The organism is Fontibacillus phaseoli, assembly GCF_003337355.1.
In the GTDB taxonomy this organism is placed as follows: domain Bacteria; phylum Bacillota; class Bacilli; order Paenibacillales; family Paenibacillaceae; genus Fontibacillus; species Fontibacillus phaseoli.
In genome coordinates this window covers 1-18,737 of sequence record NZ_QPJW01000015.1, presented here as the reverse complement: position 1 = coordinate 18,737, position 18,737 = coordinate 1, and the positions used below count along the sequence as shown (strand labels likewise).

Below are 18,737 nucleotides of genomic sequence, written 5' to 3'. Positions count from 1 at the left end.
GCCTTTTTGGAGATGTTATCGAAAGAGGAGGCGATCTGCAGTGAGCAAAGAGAATAAGGACATGCTTCCGGTTTCACGCGAAAAGGTGGAAGTGGAAGGGGTGTACACCGATGAACTCGGTCGGGAGAATTATTTGCAAAAGGGAGAAGAGTTTCCCGCCGATCTTGTGCTGGGCGAAACGGAATGGAAGTTGACCGAGATCGCCCATGTGAACAAGGTGGAAGTACAACCCAAACCAAGTCTCGTTCCTAAAAAGCGCTGATGTTGTTTTGCGCAGGACGCCCTTTGGTCGAAGCTGATCCGCAGCTGGCCAAAGGGCGTTTGTCTGATTTTTTACGATGAAATCGCTATTATGAAGATACCTCTTGAACCCCGGTCGATTCGGGTGTAACTTTAGAAGAATGAGAGAAACATAAAGGAAGGAGATAGAGATGAATCATACGGAAAGGCATACTGTCGGAATGGAAGATATCGTGCGTGCGCACCATGTACTGAAAGAAGTCGTAAGACGTACTCCGCTGCAGCTGGATCCGACCCTATCGGCCAAATACGATTGCAAAGTCTATTTGAAGCGAGAGGATTTGCAGATTGTCCGCTCGTTTAAAATCCGCGGAGCATATAATATGATTCGCAGCTTAAGCCAGGAGGAGCTGGCCAAAGGCATTGTGTGCGCGAGTGCGGGAAACCACGCTCAAGGAGTAGCCTTTTCATGCAATGCGCTGGGGATCCAGGGCAAAATTTTCATGCCGAGCACAACGCCGAACCAGAAGATTAAGCAGGTGAAGCGGTTCGGAGGTACGTCGGTAGAAGTGATTCTTACCGGGGACACGTATGACGACGCTTATGAAGAAGCGATGAAAGCATGCAATGAAGGGGGAATGACATTCATTCACCCGTTCGACGACCCCAAGATCGTGGCCGGAAACGGGACGATTGCGATGGAAATCATGGAGAGCCTGGATACTCCGGCCGACTATGTTTTCGTGACAATCGGCGGCGGCGGATTGATCTCGGGCGTAGGCACCTACTTGAAAACGGTAAGCCCGGAAACAAAGCTGATCGGTGTGGAGCCGTCCGGAGCGGCCTCGATGACGGAAGCGATCAAGCGCAAAAAAGTCGTTACGCTGGACAAGATCGACAAGTTTGTTGACGGAGCGGCGGTAAAGCGCGTAGGTGATCTGAATTTTGAAATATGCGCGGGAATGCTTAACGATATCGTCAAAGTTCCCGAAGGTAAAGCGTGCACAACGATCCTGGAACTGTATAATGACAGCGCCATCGTTGTCGAGCCGGCGGGGGCGTTGCCGGTGTCGGCACTGGACATGTACCGGGAGCAGATCAAAGGCAAAACGGTCGTCTGCATTATCAGCGGCGGCAATAACGACATCGACCGGATGCAGGAAATGAAGGAACGTTCGCTCATTTACGAAGGGTTAAAGCATTACTTCATGATCAATTTCCCACAGCGGGCGGGAGCGCTCCGCGAGTTTCTGGAACAGGTTGTCGGTCCGAACGACGACATCACGCGGTTTGAGTACACCAAGAAGCACAACAAGGAGAACGGCCCGGCCCTGGTGGGCATCGAGCTAAGCGATAAGGACGATTACGGAGCGCTGGTCGATCGGATGGCGGCTAAAGGCATCCCTTATACGGAGTTGAACCGCGATCTGAATTTGTTCAATTTGCTGATTTGATCCGTACGGGAACTGGTCTGAACTGAACTGAATTGAATTGTACTGAACTGAACTGAATTGTACTGAACTGACTGAACTGATCCGCCATGATCTGATCTGACTTGGCCTGAACTGTCGATTTGATTCTAACGGACACCAGAGACGCTAATTGATGCTAAAACGCTGATTTAAAAATCTAACGGACACCTGAGCCCTTAACCGGAAGAAAAGTCTCTATTTTGGCCTCTTTTAGAGTAAATAAAGTCCGCTGTGTCCGTTAGAATGATAAAGTTACTGATTTTGGCGAATTAAGGTCCCTGGTGTCCGTTAAAGAAGGGATCCATAGCGGAGAGAGGGTTGCCGCACGAAATAAGAGGTATGCAGCAGAGCACAGTGTGGTTATCGTACGGAATTAGGTGTGTTCAGCAGAGCAGAGTGGGGCTTTTGCACAAAATGAGAAGTATTCCGTAGAGTAAGAATACGGTTCTGAGCAGAATTAGGCTATCTCATCAGCCGGAGTTCACCGGGCATCCCTGCATAACATAGCGTGTGAAAAAAACTGAGGCCAACTAGTCTCAGTTTTTTTATTGCCAGAAATCGGCTTTACAAATTTGAAATACTAGTGTACTATTCAACTATAACACTAGTACGAATAAAGTTAAGGAGTGAATGTAATGAACGAACATTCTTTACATGAAAACACGGACAATGCACCTGTGCTTTCTGTTAAAGGAGTAACCAAGCGGATTAAAAACCGGAACATTGTTGACCGGCTTTCTTTTGAGATGCATAGAGGAGAAATCGTCGGATTGCTTGGACCGAACGGGGCGGGGAAAACGACGACGATCCGGATGATCGTAGGTTTGATCGGAATGACGGAGGGAGACGTGCTGGTCAAGGGGAAGAGCATCCGGAATGATTTTGCCGGAGCGATTGCCCATGTAGGCGGGATCATCGAAAACCCGGAATTTTATCCCTATATGACCGGTCACGATAACCTGAAACAGTATCAGCGGATGACGGAAGGAATTACGGAGGAACGAATCCGTGATGTAGTGAAGCTGGTCGGGCTTGAAAACGCGATGAAGAAAAAAGTGAAGGCCTATTCGCTCGGGATGCGGCAACGTTTAGGAATTGCACAAGCACTGTTACATGAACCGTCGATCCTCATCCTGGACGAACCGACGAACGGCCTCGATCCGGCGGGGATTCGCGAAATGCGCGATTACCTGAAGCGGATTGCGAACGAAGAAGGCATTTCGGTGCTCGTGTCCAGCCATTTGCTGGCGGAAATGGAGCTGATGTGCAGCCGGGTCGTGGTGATTCAGGAAGGCAAGCTGGTCACGGTTCAAAGTCTTGGAGCTTCGGGTGAAGACGGGACGCCGGCTGAACGGGTTAATGTCGCTTTCCGGGTGGATGACGCGGAACGGGCGAAGGCACGGCTGGAACGGATGGAGGAAATTTCGATTCTGAAGGTGTCGGAAGAAAAGAACGAAGTGATCATTTCGGTCCGGGATGCTTATATTCCGAGGGTGGTAGGAGCGCTTGGCGCCGAAGGAATCGCCCTGTATCGGATCGAGGAGATCAAGGAATCGCTTGAAGATGAGTTCTTGAAATGGACGGGAGGGAACCGCATTGCTTAGTTTCGGAAAATTGGTAACGAATGAATGGCTGAAAATGTTCAAGAAACGCAGTTTCTTTATCCCTTACGCAGCAATAGCCGTTGTTATTGCGCTGGTAGCTTTTATGATGAAACAATTCGGTTCGGCTGAAGGAATGCCTACAGGCCTGGAATTCACGTCCGCTATGTTTACTAAAAACGGCATGGGGCAGTTGCTTACATTCCTGGCGATCATCGGGACGGCCGGTTCCGTGCCCAAAGAACATAGCCTGGGGACGATTAAGCTCCTCCTGATCCGGGCGCAGAGCCGGAGCAAAATTCTGGCCGCCAAATACGTGTCCGTACTGGTTTACATTTTGTCTTTGTCCCTGTTTGCGGCCGGCTTCTCGCTTCTCACGGGAGGATTGTTGTTCGGTCTTCATGCCAGGGAACTCGGATGGAATGACGTTTTTTTATCCTTACTGGTTCAACTGGCGTATAGTCTGATCTATGTTACGGTTACGTTTATGATCGGCGTATTGACCCGTTCTACCGGGGCTACGATTGGAGTCGGCATGATTCTGGTTCTGATCGAGAGCCTGGTCGTCGGTTTATTATCGAGATACGACATTATTAAGTACGTTCTCTTCACGAACGTGGACTTGTCGGTATATCTGGAAGGCGGCACTCCGCCGATTCAGGGCATGACGCTGGCGTTCTCGCTGATCGTGCTTGCGGTATATATGGTCTTGTTTCTTGGAACAAGCTTTGTTACGTTTAAAAAACGGGATGTCGCTTAATAAATGGCCTGAATACGGGCGGAAAGGAAGGGCCCGATTGTGACTGTGGAATTTGACAATAATCTGCCGATCTACATGCAAATAATGGATTTTATCAAACGGGAGATTGTAACCGGAAGGCTAAAAGCGGGAGATAAGATTCCCTCCGTACGGGAAATGGCTGCCGAGCTGCAGATTAATCCGAACACCGTGCAGCGCACGTTTCAGGAGTTGGAACGCGAAGCGGTCGTAGAAACGAAACGAGGTCTCGGAAGATACGTGACAAGTGAGGAACATAAAATTATGACGATAAAAAAAGAGATGGCCGGCGATTTGCTGGAGCGGTTCATTAAAGGGATGCAGGAGCTTGGTTTTTCGAGCGAGGATATCGCGGCGATTGTCGCCGAAGCCGTGAATTCGGAGGAACGTCCGTAATCAGCTGTCAAGGGAGGTGTGAAACAAGGGTGGAAAAACTATTGGAGTTTAAGGGAGTGTCGAAGTCATACCGTTCCAAGTCGGCGCTAAACAATATATCTTTCGGCGTGGAACCCGGGAAAATTATCGGGCTGCTGGGCACGAACGGCAGCGGTAAGAGCACGCTGATGAAAATAGCCGCGGGACTGATGCCGGCTTCTGCGGGAACGACGACCGTCATGGGCGTACCGGTCGGACTCGCTACGAAATCGGTGGTATCTTTCATGCCGGACCATCCGTTGACGGAGTCGTGGATGAAGGTCCGGGATGCGGTGGGGTTCTACCGCGATTTTTACTCCGATTTCGATGAGGAAAAGGCAAGGAAAATGCTCGACTTCATGAATTTGCATGAACGCGATCGGGTCAGTTCGCTGTCGAAAGGCATGAATGAACGGTTGCAATTGACGTTAACGCTGTCGCGCCAGGCCAAGCTTTATTTGCTGGATGAACCGATCGGCGGGGTTGATCCCGTAGCCCGGACCAAAATTTTGGATGCCATCGTGGAATTTTATAGCGAGGATAGCAGCCTGCTGATCTCGACCCATCTCGTTCGGGATATTGAACGGATTTTTGATGAAGTGATTTTTATCCGTGACGGAGAGGTCGTTCTACAGGAAGAAGTAGAGGGTTTGCGGCTTAAACACGGAAAAAGCGTGGATGACATGTTCAAAGAGGTGTTTGCGGAATGATGAAACTCCTGAAATACGATTGGAAACGGAATGCCAATACCTTTTCAGGCATAGCGGTAGTTCTGGTGATTGTTCAAACCCTGTTGGCAGTCATCGGAAATATAAAGGGTTGGGACGAGAGGGTGATGATCGCCTTCTCGGTGATGTTGTATTTAGCGGCAGGCATTATCCTGCTGGTGCTCGTTTGCAAAACCTTTGAAGCCAATATCAAAGCATACAACCGCAGACTGCTGCCGGTTCACCCGGCCCGAACCTTACTTTCTTCACTGCTGCTCGGCATGATTTCGGCTGCTGCGTTTGGGGTCATAATGCTCGTACACGCCCTGATATATATCTATTATTCGAGCATGTCGTTCAATCATTTTCTGGGACTGGCAAGCTGGAAGGATTGGCTCCTGCTTGTATTGGCTATGGCGTGGAATTGTATTTTTCTATTACTGATCTTGTTCACGTCCATTACCATCGGTGCGAGCATCAGCGTGCGGGGAAAAGCCGGAACTTGGATTGGAATTTTCTCTTTTTTCGTGATCATTACCTTGATGAGCTGGTTCGAGGGTCTGCTGTTCGGGAATAGCGATTCTTCCATTCTAGGCTATAAAGTTTTTCAAGCGGGTACGAATGATCAGGTTGTTCAGATAACGAGCGGCAGTCCTATTCTGGACTGGGCTCCGTTCTTGATGGAAGCCCTGTACGCGGGGATGATGTTCTATGCCGTTATATATTTGTTGAGTAAAAAAATAAAAATATAGAGATATGCCGGGAGATGTGTGAATCAGATGAAAATGGGTTTGAATAAACTGGTCGGAGTAATGTTATCTATAATTGTTGCCTGTTCCATACTGCAGGTCCCCGCAAACGCTTCGGCAGCGGCTGAACGTGGTCAAAAGGAATGGTTGCGGCAAAACGCTCATGAGTTGAAGTCGCTGGAGTCCGAGGATTTTAGCGACCTCGCCTTTCTGAAACCGCTGTTGAAGAACAAGACGGTAGTAAGCCTCGGGGAGAATTTTCACAACGTGGCGGAGTACAGCAGCATAAAAACAAGACTAATCAAATTTTTGCACGAAGAGATGGATTTTGACGTCATCGCTTTCGAATCGGGAATGGGGGATGCGGTCGCCGTATTCGAGACTCAGGATTCCCTTTCTGCGGAGGAGATGATGGGCGCTTCGATATTTCCGATCTGGCATTCCAAGGAAACCTTGGAGTTGTTCGATTATATCAAGGAGCAGGGCAAGGGGGACGACCCGCTGTACCTGGCGGGATATGACAACCAGTTTACGAGCGCTTATTTGACCCAGTTTATTGGCGAGGGGATCGCAAAGCTGAACTTCGACAAAGGGAAAGCCTTTTTCCAGATGGAACTGCAGGCGATCACGGATTGGTACGATGTTCTCAATAAATACCCCGGCGCCCCTTTCAGCAAGGATCCGGCTTACTTAAAGGAAATGCAGGCCGTGATCGACAAGTATGTGCCTCAATACGAGGAGGTCATCAAGTATGTTGAGCGGAACCGCAACGAACTAAAAGCTTATTATCCTGACCAGCCTCATATCGATGATGTTTTTCTGAAATCATTAAGCGATCATGTCGCCTTTTTGGAGAGTGGGTTGGAGGATGTAAAGGACGTATATTCCTCCCGGGACATCTTAATGACCGAAAATCTGGAGTGGGTAATGAAGACGCTGTATCCAGGAAAAAAAGTGATTCTATGGGCCCACAATGATCATTTGGCCAAAAACACTTCGAAAATGCTGGTTAAGGAAGAAGGGAAATGGATTAACAGCTTTACGAGCATGGGCGAATTAATGCATCGGAAGCTGAAAGACAAAATGTACGTGATCGGGCTTTACATGAATCGAGGCTCATCGGCGACCATTACTTCGAATAAGCCCTTTACCATCCAGCCCGCGATAAAAGGAAGCCTCGAGCACCTGGTGATGCAGAGCGGTTATGCGAACTCATTTATTGATTTGAGTACTCAACAAGTGATGAACCAGCAGAATTCATGGATGTTCAGGCAGATCTATGCTTCCGAGGACGGAATGACCACAGAGCAGGTTCTGCCGAATGTGATGCGATTCATCCCTAAGGAGCAATACGACGGAATTATCGTCATTGACAAGGTTAAAGCGCCAACCCCTGTCAAATAAATGTGCAGCAAGCAAACAGAAGGAGCCCGGAAGCCATTACATGGCAGCCGGGCTCCTTTTTAGGTTTTGATACAGGTTATGATGTTATGATTTGGTTCGCCGCCCGAAAATGAATTTCTGCCCCAGGATCCCGATGACAAAGATGATCAAGCTGTCCCAGGGCGACACGGTAAAGGAGGGCATGATCCGGCCCAATAGCAGTCCTATGGCGACTAGGCCGACCGCGATGACGAGGTACATGGCGAAAGCCTTCGGATCGAATTTGCGAGAGGCGACCGTGGCTTGTTGTTCCTCCTCGTGTTTTTTAGTCGTGGGACCGAGAAATCGGGTGACCAGTTCCATCAACACGATGGAAAGCCCGGCAATCAGCAGCAACGAAGCGCTGCTGATCAGGGTATATTCCAATTCCCCGCCGAACCACTTGCTGAAAAATCCGGTAATCATGTAGATAAAGAACACCCAGGTCAAGGCAACCCAGGGGATCATCGTGTAATACTTGATTTTATCCTTCGTACTGCGCGGTTTACGCATGTTGACGTCATCCACGAGTTGTTCGCAGTAGGCGGCTGCGTCCGGTCCAAAGAGGTCTGCGGCGGAAATGCCTTTATCCTGATTCTTAATGATTTGCTTGGCCAATCCCAGCAGCACTTCTTCTCCCTTTGCTTCCGTCAAGGAACTCGAACCGGATCGGATGTACATGACCATTTCCCCGAAATAGGACTCATTAGCCGGGTTCATTTGCTGTCTTAACATTTTAGTTTCATGAATCATCTCATGAATGTACAATGATTTCCTCTCCTCCCAAGCTGTGCAAATCTTGATTGAATCTCCCATTTTGCATTTAAATTTTCCGATTTTCTCCAGTAGTATACTGCAAATTTTGTCACTTTCGCAAGGGTCCTCGGAAGTGACCGTTCGTGGTCGGCCTTATATGACTGAAGAATCAGGATCCAGGAACTTCGCATCCAAAGTAAGATATATAAGCCATAACCAGGGGAAAAGAAGAAGTTCGGGAGCTTTGCGGGGCGGAAGTTTGTCTATTTTTTGAACAGGGAATAAAATGTCTTCCTCCCTGTCGAAACTACAGCAAAAGTAGAAGGAGGCATCAGAGGTATGGACAACGATAAATATGAATCGGAACTGACCCGCCGTTATTTATTAAACAGCCATTCCCGGGGGGGCCTGGAGGAAGTCGTGGGCGAAGAAGAAACAATGGAATCAATTACGGGAGATGAACTATCTGCGGGCCCGAGCCAGCCTGAGGACTATCTCTTTATGAATCAATGGGAAGGAAATGAACTGACCAAGAGCTATTTTAGCCAATCGTATGAATGAATTAGGAAGAGGATTGACACCCTGTTGGGGCGATGCTAAGATAAGTTTAAATATTATTCACATTAAACTTATCGGATTAATATAAAATTAGCATTGCAAGTACAGGGGGAATGGAAATGGAACGGCAAATCATTATTCATCATGGCGAAGAACAGATTGCGGCCAGCGTTCACTATGCAGCAGCTGTTAAGTCTACGGGGCGGTGCAAGGATCGTGTTCCGCTCGTTGTTATTTGCCACGGATTTGTCGGGAGCCGGATCGGGGTAGACCGATTGTTCGTGAAGACTGCGCGGGACCTTGCGGAACAAGGTCACCTGGTCGTCAGATTCGATTATATCGGCTGCGGAGAGAGCAGCGGCGACTACGGGCGGGAAGGAATCGACTCCATGATCGCCCAAACCAGAGCGGTGCTGGATTACGCGCTCGGCATCGGCGACATCGATCCGACCCGGGTGACGCTGATCGGTCACAGCCTTGGCGGCATGGTCGCGCTGCTCACAGCCGCCCGGGACCGGCGGGTTAAAAACCTTGTTCTCTGGTCCGCCGTCGGTTATCCGTTTAACGATATCGTAAAAATTACCGGACGCAAAGTGTACGACCAGTCGATCAAGGAAGGATCGGCCGATTATTTGGGCTATGGGCTGACCCCCGTGTTTTTCGAATCGCTCGGTACCTATCAACCATTTCAGGAAGCGGTCAAATTTACGGGCGATGTATTGGTTATTCATGGTACTTCCGACGATTCCATTCCGACCGACTATGCGTTCCTATATCAAAAGGTGTTCTGGATGCGGCCGGAAGGCCGCTGCGACAAAGAGATCATTTTCCAGGCGGACCATACGTATTCCTCCGCAGATACCCGGGAACAACTGCTCCGGAAGACGTGCGAGTGGCTTGGCGGAATTGAAGCGAAGCAAAGCGACTGGCAGCATTGGATGATTTAAGAATAAGAATAGGCTACCGAAAAATGCTTTTTTCATGAAAGTGGTAAATGACTTCCTTTCAGGATAAAATGGAAGTATACCATTTGCATTGACGGGAGGCCGAACATATGGCTCAGCCTGCATTGTTTTTAGCCCATGGGTCCCCTACCCTGGCGACAAAAGATAACAATTACACTCGATTTCTTCGGCAATTGGGACAGGAGAAGCTGAAGCGGCCGCGGGCGGTGATCCTTTTTTCAGCGCATTGGGATTCGCCGGTTCAGCAGGTCACCGAAGAGAGGTTGCATCAGACGGTACATGATTTTTACGGATTTCCGGATGAAATGTATGCGATCCATTACCCGGCCCCCGGAGACCTGGAGCTTAGCCGGGAAATAGGTTCCCTGTTCAAGTCCAACAATTTGCCCTACCAATCCGTCTTGGAAAGAGGTCTTGATCACGGGGCTTGGGTGATCCTGCGCGCCATGTTCCCGGATGCCGATATCCCCGTAGTGGAGCTCTCCGTAGACTCGAAGCGTTCCCCTGCAGAGCAATATGCAATCGGCAAGATGCTCGCTAAACTGCGCGAGGAAGATGTACTCATCATTGGCAGCGGCGGGCTTGTTCACAATTTGCGCCTGCTTGGTGCAGAAGGGGCAGCGCCGTCGTCCTGGGCCGTCCTTTTTGACGACTGGATCGGGTTACAGCTGAGCCGTTGGGATCTTCGCACCTTGTTTGACTACGACAAAAAAGCTCCCCACGTTAAGGAAGCTGTTCCATCCTATGCCAATGAACATTTTATCCCGCTGTTGTATGCCATGGGAGCCGCGGACAATGAGCGGAAAGCCCGCAAACTTTACCAGGACTACGAGTACGGGAGCCTGAGCTTAAATTGTTGGATGTTTGGAGGCCAGGACTAAAGGGTCGATTGACCCTTTAGTTACCGGGTTCCGGGAAAAGAACCGTAATCGCTTTTCCGGCCAAACAGCCTCCGTAAATAGGGGAGTACAAAATAGTCGAGTCCGATTCGGCCGGCGTTTGCCCCTGCAACAGTAATAAAGATCTGCAAGAGAAGCAACTGCGGATTACTGCTGACTGTTCCCGAGAACAAGAAGGCCAAGTTCATGATCATGCCGAACAAGGCGGCCGTCCAGGTAAAGAGCCCCACGATCAGGCCAAGCCCGACCAGTACTTCCCCCACGGGCACTAGCACATTAAACAATCCTACGCCCGGCAGGGCAAAATGCTCAAGGAACGAAGCCCACCATCCTTGCACGGCAGGGTGTTCACCGCCGCTTTTTTCAATCGCTCCGATCAAAAACCCCTTGGCGTCAAATCCGCCTGTAAGTTTTCCCCAGCCTGAAGTCAACCACTCAAATCCGACGTAGATCCGGATCACGGCGAGCAGCCATGAAGCGATCACGTTGTTCCTCAACCAATGGACAAACATCTACATACCTCCTTTTATTATATTTATACTATAATTAAAATTTTAAATAATTGCTCGACTTTTCTTGCTATTCGATTACAATTATTTCTTTTCGGCGCGACTTTATTCGACGTATAATGAAAGTAATACATAGTCAGACGGAGGAATTATGAAATTATCCATCACAAAAATCAGTTTTTTGTTCCTGCTGTTGTCGGCGTTCCTGCTGTTTCTTTCGGCTTGCGGCCAGAATAAAGGAGTCTCGCTTCCGGCGGACGAGTCTTCGGTCCCGGTGATTAGCGAAAATAACGAACCGCCTGCCGATTCTGAGGAAACCGGAGGTTCTGCATATACGGCTCCGCTAACGGGTATGCCGTTGGAGGAACCGTTGACCCGGCGCCCGCTGGCGATCATGATCAATAATGCTCCTGCCGCACGGCCTCAGTCGGGTCTGGGCGGAGCGGATATCGTTTTTGAAGTGTTGGCGGAGGGTGGAGTGACCCGCCTAGTGTCGATTTTTCATAGTCATGCCGAAGAAGCCAAAATCGGTCCGATCCGCAGCATCCGTCCTTACATGATCGGGTTGGGTGAAAGCTATCACGGGGTTCTGGTGCATGCCGGTGCAAGCAACGACGCGTACGCTGTTCTGCAGCAACAGCACAAAGAAGACCTGGATGAAATCACGAATGCCGGGGCTTATTTCTGGCGGGATAAATCGCGGAAAGCGCCGCATAATTTATACTCGAACGTTGAGAAGCTGCTGGAAGGCGCGGCCAAGCGCAAATATGATACCGAGGATCTGGAGGTTCCGGCCTATCCTTTCCGGGAGAAGGACGAACTTATTACCGGGGAGCCGGCAAGCTCGGTGGAGATCAAGTTCCAACTGGACAATTACAAGGTAACCTATGAATACGATACGGGGTCTCAATTATATAAAAGGTCCATCAATGGCAGTCCGCATACCGATCTGGACACGGGGGAGACGTTGACCGCCGCCAATGTCGTCGTGTTAGGCGCTGAGCATAAAGTGCTCGACGATGTCGGACGGTTGGGCGTCGACCTCAATCTGGGAGGAGAAGCGCTGTTGTTCCAGCAGGGCAAGGTAATCCGGGGACAGTGGATTCACCGGCCGGATGACGTTATCCGTTTCGTGAAAGACAATGTGGAGGTTCCCTTTGTTCCTGGAACTACCTATTTTAATGTCGTTCCGGATCATCCGGACTTCGACAGCCATGTGACGATCAAGTAGGCAGTCAGTGTCTGAAAATCTTGTATGATTGTGGAGACTCAAGGATAAGAATGGGAAAGCAAGGGTAAATATAAGCAAATGAACGTGAAATGTTTGCGACATTATTTCCTATAGAATGACGAGTTGTGTTAGAATATTCAAGTGTGTTACAGGAGTGTAAAAATGACACGTAGAGAAAAGGGGAACCGAGATGCGAGTGAAGAAAAAGGACATCTTTTTCCAAACTTTAGAGAACATGGCCGATACGATTGTGCATTCGGCGGATTATTTCGCCCAGCAGGTGACAGAATTTAAGGATGTGGCTCAATTTGCCAAGCAAATGAAGGAATTTGAGTCCAAATGCGACGAATACACACACACCATTATTGTCGAATTAAACAAGACGTTTATTACTCCCATTGAACGAGATGACATCATGAACCTCACGACAACGCTGGACGATGTCATGGACGGTTTGGAAGCGACGACATCCCGTTTTTACATGTATCATCTTAACGAGCCCGATGAGCATATTATCCACTTTGCGGAAATTTTGCGCAACTCGGCTTATGAAATCCAAAAAGCGATCCATCTGCTTTCCCAAAAGAAATTGTTGGCCATCCGCGAATATACGATTCGCTTGAATGACCTGGAAAATCAAGGCGACGAACTGCTGCGAATCTGCATCAATGAATTGTTTGCAAAAGTGACGGATCCGATCGTTCTCATTAAAAAGAAAGAAATCTATGAGCGTCTGGAGACGACGACCGATGCTTGCGAACATGTAGCGAATATGCTGGAATCCATTATTATGCGCAATTCATAAGTTTAGCCAGGATTTACAATCGATTTTCGGGAGGTTGGGATTGCGCGGATTCATATATAGAGAAACCAGGGTCTGTGCAAAAAAGATATGGATACGAGTATACTAATTATTCTCATCGTTATCATACTGGCGCTCGCTTTCGACTTTATCAACGGGTTTCACGATACGGCAAATGCGATCGCTACTTCAGTCTCTACGCGGGCTTTGAAGCCGCGGACGGCAATCATGATGGCGGCTGTCATGAACTTTCTCGGGGCGATTATGTTTACCGGGGTGGCGAAGACAATCGGCGGCAGCGTGGCGGACCCCGCCAAGCTGGACAACGGGCTGGAAGTGTTGATTGCGACGCTGCTCGCGGCGATAATCTGGAACCTCATTACCTGGTGGTTCGGGATTCCTTCTTCTTCGTCGCATGCGCTGATCGGCGCCCTGGCTGGAGCCGTCTATGTCGGCGCCGGACCGGACAAGCTGAACATGAGCGGTTTTACGAAGATTATCGAAGGTTTGGTTTTCTCCCCGCTTATCGCATTTGTTGTCGGTTACATCATTATGATGATATTAAAATGGATTTTTGCCAAACGCAGTCCGCATACGGTCAATAAAGGCTTCCGTACGATGCAGATCATTACGGCGGCGATCCAGAGCTTCACCCATGGGACCAACGATGCCCAAAAGGCGATGGGGATTATCACCTTCGCGCTGGTTACGGCCAAGTATCAGGATCATATGGAAGTTCCGCTGTGGGTTAAGCTTTCCGCGGCAACCGCAATGGCTCTGGGAACTTCGATCGGCGGCTGGAAAATCATCAAAACGATGGGCACGAAAATTTTCAAAATCGAACCGATCAACGGATTTGCGGCCGACCTAACGGGCGCTTCGGTAATATTCGGCGCCACGCTGCTTCACTTGCCGGTCAGCACCACGCATGCCATCACCTCGGCGATTCTTGGCGTAGGATCGGCGAAGCGGTTTTCCGCCGTCAAATGGTCGCTGGCCGGGCGGATCGTTATTGCCTGGGTGATCACGATTCCGATCGTGGCCGTACTTTCAGGCCTAATATATAAGATTCTGTTCTAAACCTGCGAATTAAACCTATGAATACAAAGCCAATCTGACCGAGGTTGGCTTTTCTTCGTATTTACGTATGAAAAGTGAGAGGAGAAGTCGCCGTGATTCGAGTGATGGGGATTACGCATGACCATAAGGTGGAAACGGAAATTCCATTGGAGGCGATCGGAGATTCGAAATATGGCTGGAGCTGGGTGGATTTTAATGCGCCGAGCGCCGAAGAAGCGGAGAAGTTGGACAGCTTTTTTCATTTTCACCCGCTGGCTATCGAGGATTGCCTGCACATTTTGCAGCGGCCGAAAGTAGATTACTATGAGGATTACCAGTTTCTTGTCCTCCATGCTCTGGATCCGGAGTCGCTGGGAACGGTTGAAGTGAATCTGTTTATCGGACCCAAATATCTGGTTTCATTCCATCATCAGAGGCTGAAAGAAATTGATGAAGCATGGGACAGTCTCGCTATAAGGGCGCAAAACCGGAAAACCTGGGCGCGCGGTTCCTTTGCCGCGGCCTATATGGTCATTGATGCGCTAGTGGATCAATATTTTCCCTGCGTGTATGCGGTCGAGGACGAACTGGATGAACTGGAAAAGCGGGGTAGCCGCGAGTCCGTCGAGCTCCTGATGAACCAGGTGTTTGATCTGCGCAGCAGGCTGCTCAAGCTTCGCCGGACAATCGTGCCGATGCGGGACCTGATGTACCGCATTTTGAATTCGCAGCATATTCAAGGGGAAAAGGAGCCGCGGGCCTATTTTGCCGATATCTATGATCATTTGCTGAAGCTGGGGGAAATGATCGAGAGTGACCGGGAGATGACCGCCGATCTGCGCGACTCCTATATTTCGCTGAATTCCAACCGTATGAACGGAATCATGAAGACCTTGACCGTCATCACTACCGTATTTATGCCACTGACTTTGATCGCCGGAATTTACGGGATGAACTTTGTACATATGCCAGAACTGCATTGGCGCTACGGCTATTTTGCAGTGTTGGGGATCATGGTCTTGCTAAGTGTCTGGATGATTCTCGCGTTTCTGAAACGCGGCTGGTTCAAGTAAAGACGCCGCCGCAGGTTCAGCGGCGGCGTTTGACCGTCTTTTTGCGGCTGCGGGAGCCAGAGGAGCTCTTGCGGCCTTTTTTGCTCCGGCGACGGCGTTGAGGCTTATACTCGTCGAGATTTCCGCCCTGCACCTTGGGCCCTTTTCCGCCTGGAAGCAATCCGGCGAACATTTTGGCCATCGGGGCGAATTGCTGCACGGTCTGCATGACTTTCTGCACTTTTCCCATCGTGGCAAGAATCCCTTCGATGCCGCCCAGCCGTTCGATCATGCCGCCGATATTGGCCAAGGAGAATCCGCTTGCCGTACTGGCCGCCGTATCGGCTGCCGCTGCGGGCAACGTAGTGAGTGAACCTCCGGCCGCCGGAGAGAAGGGAGCCAGTGCGGAGGCCTCGGCTTTGATCGGTAAGTCTGAGGATTCAAAAGAGTTAATCCCCGGATAAAAGTCGCTGTATGGATAGGAAGGCGGCGTAGCGCTCCGGTGGGGAGATCGGTAATGTGGCATTGTATCACTTTCCTTTTTTTAAAATTTTGTTGAAATTTGAACCCGGTAAACCCGCCTTTTTAGGCGTTTGTTTACTATACTGTATGTGCCCGGAGGTAAAGGCGTATAGACGAATGTCCCGGTTTGATAGGCAATTGCCGGATTTGGGCGTTCTTTCTGTGATGCGTGAAATCGTTAATGCTTGAAAAGGGGGACTCAGCTACAGTACAATGAGAATGTGGTTACAGTAACATTAGGGGATGATTATCTAGTGCAGCTTAAGAAATTGAATGATAAAACGATTGATCAATTATTCGAAGCGATTCTTACTCTGAAAGACATCGAGGAATGTTATATCTTTTTTGACGATTTGTGCACGGTCAATGAAATCCAATCGCTCTCCCAGCGTCTTGAGGTAGCGAGAATGCTTGGCAAGGGGAACACGTACAACCAGATCGAAGCCGAGACCGGCGCCAGTACGGCGACGATTTCCCGGGTCAAACGCTGCTTGAATTACGGCAATGACGGTTATAAAATGTCGCTGGACCGTTTGGGACGTTAAGTATGGATTTTTTTAGCCAACAGGGGCGGGAGGAGACTCTGTCCGGGGGGAACCATGCCGGAAATGCGGACATGCCGTTCAAACCCGGCGTGCTGGTTATTAGCCATGGTTCGCCCGACCCTGAGTGGGTAGGTCTGGTGGATGAAGCCGTCGCTGCGGCGGCGGCTGACCTGCCGGATACTTTGCCGGTCGAAGCCTCCTTTCTTGAAATTGTAGAAGGCAGGCTTATTCAGGATGGTATCGACCGGCTGGAGGCGCAGGGAGTGAGCGATCTGATCGTCATTCCCTTGTTCGTATCGTCCGGAAGCACGCATATCGATGAAATTGCATACGCCCTTGGCGTTAAGAACACGCCGGAGAAAGAGACCGACATGAAGCGTCTCCGCATCTCCGCCCGCGTGTTTTTTGGCGATCCGGTCGACGACGACCCCGTCATCGCCGAGATGGTCTGGGACAAGGTCAAGGCCTTGTCGAGCAAGCCGGAGCGGGAGATATTGCTGCTGGTGGGCCACGGCAGCATTCATGAAGGTTTCCTGCAGCGTTGGGAGCGGGGCATTTCCTCGCTGGCGGCGCGCACGGGCAAACTCAGCGGCCTGGCGGGTGCCGACTTTGCCTTGCTCAATCCCGACAGCTTACGCCGCAAAGTGAGCTACTGGAGCGAAGAGCGCGGCTATGACGTCATCGTGGCACCGCTCTTCCTGAGCGCGGGTTATTTTACGAAGACGGCCATTCCTTCCAGGCTCACCGGCCTGATTTTCCGGTATTCCGGAGATGCCTTGCTGCCGCATCCTTTCCTCGCCCGCTGGATGTATGGGCAAATATTGAATATAATGAAGTCATTGAGTTTATAATGGGAGTTCAGGTGGTTAATAGTTACTGAACAACTATTACAATGAACAATCTCCATAATGAAAGTTCAGAAAGTCAGGTTTTAAGCATCGAAGCTTATGCTTCCGATGAGCGTTTTTTCAAAACGCTTTAGGTCGGATGAAGCTAGGAACTGAGTAGCGGAGCTACACGTTTTCGTAGAAAACGACTTCGAAAGCATAGGCTAGGCCCGGCTGAATTCAAGATTCGAAGTCGATTAAGCTTCTCGAACTGCCTCGTGATTAAAAGATGAGTTTATGAACAACCTCTATAAAAAAACAGGTGGCGTTAATGGAATGAAGAGAGCTAGGCTAATATATAATCCGACCTCCGGGCGGGAAGAAATGCGTCGGCTATTGCCCGACGTCCTTGATCGGCTGGATAAGGCCGGAATTGAAACCTCCTGCCATGCTACGGCAGGGGAAGGGGACGCCACGCGCGAAGCGGCGGATGCGGTGGAACGCGGATACGACATCATTATCGCGGCCGGCGGCGACGGCACTTTAAATGAAGTCGTGGACGGACTGGCCGGGAAGGATAACTTGCCCCCGTTGGGTATTTTTCCGCTCGGCACGACCAACGATTTTGCGCGTGCCATGAAGATCCCTAAGCGTTGGGAGGATTATTGCGACCTGGTGATCGAGAATAAGACCAGGCCGATCGATATCGGCAAGGTGAACGGGCGCCACTTCATTAATATTGCCGGCGGAGGCTCCCTGACAGAGTTAACTTATGAAGTGCCGAGCCGGCTCAAAACCCTGATCGGCCAGTTGGCTTATTACATGAAGGGAATCGAGAAGATGGCCAGCTTGTCGCCGACTCATCTCATCATCGACGCCGAGGGCCATGAGTTGATGGAGGGCGATTTCATGTTGTTCCTGATCGCCAACAGCAATTCCGTAGGCGGCTTCGAGAAACTCGCTCCCGGCGCGGAAATTGACGACGGCTTGCTCGATGTCATCGCCGTGAAGAAATGCAATCTGGCGGAGTTTATCCGTCTGGTGACGATGGCGCTCCGCGGCGATCATTTCAATGATCCGCACGTCATTTACTTTAAGACGAAGCGGATGGAAGTGACTTCTCCGGATAACGTGCTGCTCAACCTCGACGGCGAGCTCGGCGGGGAACTGCCAGGCGTGTTCGAGATTTTGCCGCAGCATTTGCGGATCTTCGCCTAGCGAAGAGGTTCGGCGTAAAAGGTAATCTATGCTAGAAGTGTCTGGTACTCGGCGAAGGTAGCTCTTTGTTAGTTAAACTAACTAGATCTGTGCGGATGAGAGGTGGTTCTCATCCCCGAGGGTTGCCGGTCGAGGCCAATGTTGGCCGTTGGGGCTGGTTAATGGGCGCTTTGTGTCCCATAGGCCAAGTAGGGCGACAATTAACTGGATTTTGTACAGGTAATTTTGAGAAATCGGCTAAATGTGAAGCATTAACTGTAGAACCTACAGCTAAATTGAGGGATCCACGCGCAAAAGTCCTTTTTTCATAAAAATACGGCCGGGCCCCCGAATATTGGACACTTTAGGATCAAACCTTAGTTAGACGGAGTTATACGGCAATTTTAAACGCATTTACTTCGTTTCTCTCCA

General features: G+C 49.9%; 21 protein-coding genes. 18 read left to right on the top strand and 3 right to left on the bottom strand.

Annotated elements, in window-relative coordinates; genetic code table 11:
- The first annotated feature begins 40 nt into the window (after positions 1-40).
- The 8 genes from DFP94_RS22375 (at position 41) to DFP94_RS22340 (ending at position 7,365) form a co-directional block, all read left to right on the top strand.
- Complete coding sequence (locus DFP94_RS22375) at positions 41-262, top strand: hypothetical protein (protein WP_114498702.1); 222 nt, start codon at positions 41-43, stop codon at positions 260-262.
- A 169-nt stretch (positions 263-431) separates the two neighbouring features.
- Positions 432-1,694 carry a threonine ammonia-lyase IlvA gene (ilvA, locus tag DFP94_RS22370; protein WP_114498701.1) on the top strand — a complete coding sequence of 421 codons (1,263 nt, stop codon included), beginning with the start codon at positions 432-434 and terminating at the stop codon, positions 1,692-1,694.
- A 653-nt stretch (positions 1,695-2,347) separates the two neighbouring features.
- A complete protein-coding gene (locus DFP94_RS22365; protein ID WP_114498700.1) occupies positions 2,348-3,316 on the top strand; it encodes an ABC transporter ATP-binding protein in 969 nt (322 codons plus the stop codon).
- Positions 3,309-4,073, top strand: a complete 765-nt coding sequence (locus tag DFP94_RS22360; protein ID WP_114498699.1) for an ABC transporter permease — start codon at positions 3,309-3,311, stop codon at positions 4,071-4,073. Before DFP94_RS22365 ends, DFP94_RS22360 begins: the two co-directional genes overlap by 8 nt.
- Positions 4,074-4,112: 39 nt before the next feature.
- Complete coding sequence (locus tag DFP94_RS22355; RefSeq protein WP_114498698.1) at positions 4,113-4,487, top strand: GntR family transcriptional regulator; 375 nt, start codon at positions 4,113-4,115, stop codon at positions 4,485-4,487.
- A 29-nt stretch (positions 4,488-4,516) separates the two neighbouring features.
- A complete protein-coding gene (locus DFP94_RS22350) occupies positions 4,517-5,215 on the top strand; it encodes an ABC transporter ATP-binding protein (RefSeq protein WP_114498697.1) in 699 nt (232 codons plus the stop codon).
- Positions 5,212-5,964, top strand: coding sequence for a hypothetical protein (locus DFP94_RS22345; RefSeq protein WP_114498696.1), 753 nt, complete (start codon positions 5,212-5,214; stop codon positions 5,962-5,964). Before DFP94_RS22350 ends, DFP94_RS22345 begins: the two co-directional genes overlap by 4 nt.
- Before the next feature lie 27 nt (positions 5,965-5,991).
- On the top strand, positions 5,992-7,365 hold the full coding sequence (locus DFP94_RS22340; RefSeq protein ID WP_114498695.1) for an erythromycin esterase family protein: 1,374 nt from the start codon (positions 5,992-5,994) through the stop codon (positions 7,363-7,365).
- A gap of 84 nt (positions 7,366-7,449) precedes the next feature.
- On the opposite strand, the gene DFP94_RS22335 is transcribed toward DFP94_RS22340, so the two are convergent.
- Positions 7,450-8,151, bottom strand: a complete 702-nt coding sequence (locus tag DFP94_RS22335) for a DUF1129 family protein (protein WP_114498694.1) — start codon at positions 8,149-8,151, stop codon at positions 7,450-7,452.
- 327 nt (positions 8,152-8,478) lie between these two features.
- On the opposite strand from DFP94_RS22335, the gene DFP94_RS22330 reads away from it, so the two are divergent.
- The 3 genes from DFP94_RS22330 (at position 8,479) to DFP94_RS22320 (ending at position 10,543) form a co-directional block, all read left to right on the top strand.
- Complete coding sequence (locus DFP94_RS22330) at positions 8,479-8,700, top strand: hypothetical protein (RefSeq protein ID WP_114498693.1); 222 nt, start codon at positions 8,479-8,481, stop codon at positions 8,698-8,700.
- 116 nt (positions 8,701-8,816) lie between these two features.
- Positions 8,817-9,644 carry an alpha/beta hydrolase gene (locus DFP94_RS22325; protein WP_114498692.1) on the top strand — a complete coding sequence of 276 codons (828 nt, stop codon included), beginning with the start codon at positions 8,817-8,819 and terminating at the stop codon, positions 9,642-9,644.
- Between the two features lie 107 nt (positions 9,645-9,751).
- Positions 9,752-10,543 carry a DODA-type extradiol aromatic ring-opening family dioxygenase gene (locus tag DFP94_RS22320; protein WP_114498691.1) on the top strand — a complete coding sequence of 264 codons (792 nt, stop codon included), beginning with the start codon at positions 9,752-9,754 and terminating at the stop codon, positions 10,541-10,543.
- 20 nt (positions 10,544-10,563) lie between these two features.
- Here DFP94_RS22320 and DFP94_RS22315 read toward each other — a convergent pair whose 3' ends face one another.
- Positions 10,564-11,073 (bottom strand): DoxX family protein, encoded by a 510-nt coding sequence (locus DFP94_RS22315; protein WP_114498690.1) that lies wholly within the window; start codon positions 11,071-11,073, stop codon positions 10,564-10,566.
- 148 nt (positions 11,074-11,221) lie between these two features.
- Between DFP94_RS22315 and DFP94_RS22310 the strand changes: the two genes are divergently transcribed.
- The 4 genes from DFP94_RS22310 (at position 11,222) to corA (ending at position 15,235) form a co-directional block, all read left to right on the top strand.
- Positions 11,222-12,301, top strand: coding sequence for a DUF3048 domain-containing protein (locus DFP94_RS22310; protein WP_114498689.1), 1,080 nt, complete (start codon positions 11,222-11,224; stop codon positions 12,299-12,301).
- Positions 12,302-12,491: 190 nt separating this feature from the next.
- Positions 12,492-13,106 carry a DUF47 domain-containing protein gene (locus DFP94_RS22305; RefSeq protein WP_114498688.1) on the top strand — a complete coding sequence of 205 codons (615 nt, stop codon included), beginning with the start codon at positions 12,492-12,494 and terminating at the stop codon, positions 13,104-13,106.
- Between the two features lie 87 nt (positions 13,107-13,193).
- On the top strand, positions 13,194-14,183 hold the full coding sequence (locus DFP94_RS22300) for an inorganic phosphate transporter (protein WP_114498687.1): 990 nt from the start codon (positions 13,194-13,196) through the stop codon (positions 14,181-14,183).
- 92 nt (positions 14,184-14,275) lie between these two features.
- Positions 14,276-15,235, top strand: coding sequence for a magnesium/cobalt transporter CorA (corA, locus tag DFP94_RS22295; RefSeq protein ID WP_114498686.1), 960 nt, complete (start codon positions 14,276-14,278; stop codon positions 15,233-15,235).
- Between the two features lie 16 nt (positions 15,236-15,251).
- Here the strand turns inward: corA and DFP94_RS22290 are convergent, their stop codons facing one another.
- On the bottom strand, positions 15,252-15,740 hold the full coding sequence (locus DFP94_RS22290) for a hypothetical protein (RefSeq protein ID WP_114498685.1): 489 nt from the start codon (positions 15,738-15,740) through the stop codon (positions 15,252-15,254).
- Positions 15,741-15,990: 250 nt separating this feature from the next.
- On the opposite strand from DFP94_RS22290, the gene DFP94_RS22285 reads away from it, so the two are divergent.
- From DFP94_RS22285 to DFP94_RS22275, 3 genes are all read left to right on the top strand, one after another.
- Positions 15,991-16,281, top strand: a complete 291-nt coding sequence (locus tag DFP94_RS22285; RefSeq protein ID WP_114498684.1) for a YerC/YecD family TrpR-related protein — start codon at positions 15,991-15,993, stop codon at positions 16,279-16,281.
- A 71-nt stretch (positions 16,282-16,352) separates the two neighbouring features.
- Positions 16,353-17,132 carry a sirohydrochlorin chelatase gene (locus DFP94_RS22280; RefSeq protein ID WP_114498783.1) on the top strand — a complete coding sequence of 260 codons (780 nt, stop codon included), beginning with the start codon at positions 16,353-16,355 and terminating at the stop codon, positions 17,130-17,132.
- A gap of 312 nt (positions 17,133-17,444) precedes the next feature.
- Positions 17,445-18,326 (top strand): diacylglycerol kinase, encoded by an 882-nt coding sequence (locus DFP94_RS22275; RefSeq protein ID WP_114498683.1) that lies wholly within the window; start codon positions 17,445-17,447, stop codon positions 18,324-18,326.
- The last annotated feature ends 411 nt before the right edge of the window (positions 18,327-18,737 follow it).